The sequence below is a fragment of the Synechococcus sp. R8-2 genome (genome assembly GCF_047461715.1).
Taxonomy (GTDB): Bacteria; Cyanobacteriota; Cyanobacteriia; order Thermostichales; family Thermostichaceae; genus Thermostichus.
On the sequence record NZ_JANSHQ010000167.1, the window covers coordinates 1 to 2,456 of the forward strand.

The following is a 2,456-nucleotide window of genomic DNA, read 5'->3' on the forward strand; positions in this document are numbered from 1 at the left end:
GCCCTGGGGTTTTCCCGCGCCGTGGGGGAATACGGCTCTGTGGTGATCATCGCTTCCAGCATTCCCTTTCGGGACTTGATTGCGGCGGTGCTGGTGATTCAGCGGCTGGAACAACACGACTATGCTGGGGCAACCGTGATCGGAACGGTGATGTTGGGGATCTCTTTCCTGTCGCTGGTGGTAATTAACCTTCTGCAAGCCTGGGGAAGTCGCCATGAAACCTGACGAGGTAGCAGGTGTCAAACCGAAGCCCTCAACATGGCTGTCGGGCCTGTTGATCGGGATCGTCGGGCTCTACATCGCGCTGCTGCTGGGGATCCCGGTGGTGAACATCTTCTATCAGGCGTTTCGAGAAGGGATCCCAGCCTTTCTCCATCGCCTGACAGAGCGGGAGTTGCTCAGTGCCCTGCGATTGACGGTGCTAACCGCCCTGGTCGTTGTGCCCCTCAATACCTTTTTCGGCCTCTGTGCTGCCTTGGCCATTGCTCATCGGCGTTTTCCGGGGCGGGCGCTGCTGCTGAGCCTGATCGATCTGCCCTTTTCCATTTCCCCGGTGGTGGCTGGCCTAATGCTGGTGCTCATCTTCGGGCGTCAGGGTTGGCTGGGATCCTGGAACTTGCGGGTTATCTTTGCATTTCCGGGCATTGTGTTGGCAACGGCTTTCATCACCCTTCCTTTTGTGGCGCGGGAAGTGTTGCCGGTGTTGGAGGAGGCAGGCACCGACCAGGAAGAAGCCGCCAAAACGCTGGGGGCGACCCCCTGGCAGATCTTCTGGAGAATCACCCTGCCCAACATCCGCTGGGGCCTTCTGTACGGCGTCATCTTGACCAATGCCCGCGCCATGGGGGAGTTCGGCGCTGTGGCTGTGGTTTCCGGCAACATCATTGGCCGCACCCAGACCTTGCCCCTGTTCGTGGAAGATGCCTACCGCAGTTATGCCACCGGCTCAGCCTATGCGGCGGCGGTGGTGCTCTCCTTGCTGGCGGTGGTAACCCTAGTGGCTAGGGAGTTCCTTGAGCGGGGATCCCATTCCCGCCGGATCTTTTGATCCGTCAGGGTGTGGATCAGACGGGCTCGGTGAGGATCTCTGGCAGACAAACCTTAGTGCCCCCCAGGCCGCAGTAGCCGCGCGGATTCTTGGCCAGATATTGCTGGTGGTAGTCTTCGGCGTAGTAAAACTCAGGCGCGTCTAAGATCTCGGTGGTGATCTGGCCGTAGCCGTGGGCGGTCAGGGCCTGCTGATAGAGATCGCGGGTTTTTTCCGCCAGCTCCCGCTGCGCCGGAGAATACACATAGATGCCGGAGCGGTATTGGGTGCCCACATCATTGCCTTGGCGCATCCCCTGGGTAGGGTCGTGATTTTCCCAAAACACCTTCAGCAGTTGGGCATAGCTGACCTGAGGTGGGTCGTAAACCACCCGCACCACCTCGTTGTGGCCAGTCAGGCCGGTGCAGACCTCTTCGTAGGTGGGGTTGGGGGTAAACCCGCCGGCGTAGCCCACCGCTGTGCTGAACACCCCTGGCACCTGCCAAAACTTGCGCTCTGCCCCCCAGAAGCAGCCCATGCCGAACATGGCCAGCTCCATGCCCTCGGGAAAAGGCGGCTGCAGCGGATGGCCGTTGACAAAATGCCGATTCACGATCACCATCGGCTCGGCCCGGCCCGGCAACGCTTCTTCCGGTTTGGGCAGGGACAGTTTCTTGCCAAGTTTGCCAAAGCCAAAGAGCACCATAGGGACAGCCCGATACATTCGTTAACAGTTACCAGCCTAGCTCAGTTGGCTCCTCATGTGTTGGAAAAATCCTTGATCGGGTCAGCTCACCGATTCAAAAGCCCCCAGCCGCTTGGCCACTAGCAGATAGACGGTCATGATCCCCATCGGCACAACCGTGAAGGCTGCCGCCAAGGGAATGTTGCCAGAGGTGCCCTGAAAGGCGAGAACTGCCTGCCCGATGAAATAGCTGGAATTGCCCAGAGAATAAGGCACCACAAAATCTCCTAGCGTTAAGGAAAAGGTGAAGACCGACCCGGCCAGGATCCCTGGCAACGCGAGGGGAAGAGTAACATGGCGGAACGTTTGCCAACCCTGAGCTCCCAAATCTGCAGAAGCCTCAATTAAGCTATCAGGCACTCGCTCCAAAGCCGCCTGGATCGGCAGAATCATATAGGGCAGCCAAACATAGAGAAACACCAAGAAAATACCCAAGTTGGATACAGCCAGCGATGGCCCACCGATCCCGGGCAACTGCAAAATCTTTTCCACCCAGCCCTGTAGGCCCACATGGGTGAGTAGATAGGTAAGGATCCCTTCTTTGGCCAGGATCAACTTCCAGGCATAAACCCGAATCAAATAACTAGACCAAAGCGGTAGGAGCACCAACAAGTACAAAAAGTCCTTTCAGCGAGGAGAGGCCAGTCTGACCATGGTATAAGCCAGAGGAAAAGCCAACACAAT

The 2,456-nt window shown here is 57.9% G+C and carries 3 protein-coding genes and 1 pseudogene; 2 read left to right on the top strand and 2 right to left on the bottom strand.

Annotated features, from left to right (window positions below; translation table 11 throughout):
* Nucleotides 1-225, top strand: a pseudogene (locus NW819_RS04625) (sulfate ABC transporter permease subunit CysT); the annotation flags it as partial.
* Nucleotides 215-1,048: a sulfate ABC transporter permease subunit CysW gene (gene cysW, locus NW819_RS04630; protein ID WP_414350068.1), complete on the top strand. Its 834-nt coding sequence runs from the start codon at nucleotides 215-217 to the stop codon at nucleotides 1,046-1,048. The pseudogene NW819_RS04625 and the gene cysW, both read left to right, overlap by 11 nt.
* A 16-nt stretch (nucleotides 1,049-1,064) precedes the next feature.
* Here cysW and msrA read toward each other — a convergent pair whose 3' ends face one another.
* Complete coding sequence (gene msrA, locus NW819_RS04635) at nucleotides 1,065-1,733, bottom strand: peptide-methionine (S)-S-oxide reductase MsrA (protein WP_414413034.1); 669 nt, start codon at nucleotides 1,731-1,733, stop codon at nucleotides 1,065-1,067.
* Nucleotides 1,734-1,814: 81 nt separating this feature from the next.
* Nucleotides 1,815-2,378: an ABC transporter permease gene (locus tag NW819_RS04640; protein WP_414413035.1), complete on the bottom strand. Its 564-nt coding sequence runs from the start codon at nucleotides 2,376-2,378 to the stop codon at nucleotides 1,815-1,817.
* Nucleotides 2,379-2,456: the final 78 nt, after the last annotated feature.

Bases quoted from the DNA above. Each gene is read 5' to 3' on its own strand.
- msrA (WP_414413034.1), bottom strand. From the start codon at position 1,733: ATGGTGCTCTTTGGCTTTGGCAAACTTGGCAAGAAACTGTCCCTGCCC.
- cysW (WP_414350068.1), top strand. From the start codon at position 215: ATGAAACCTGACGAGGTAGCAGGTGTCAAACCGAAGCCCTCAACATGG.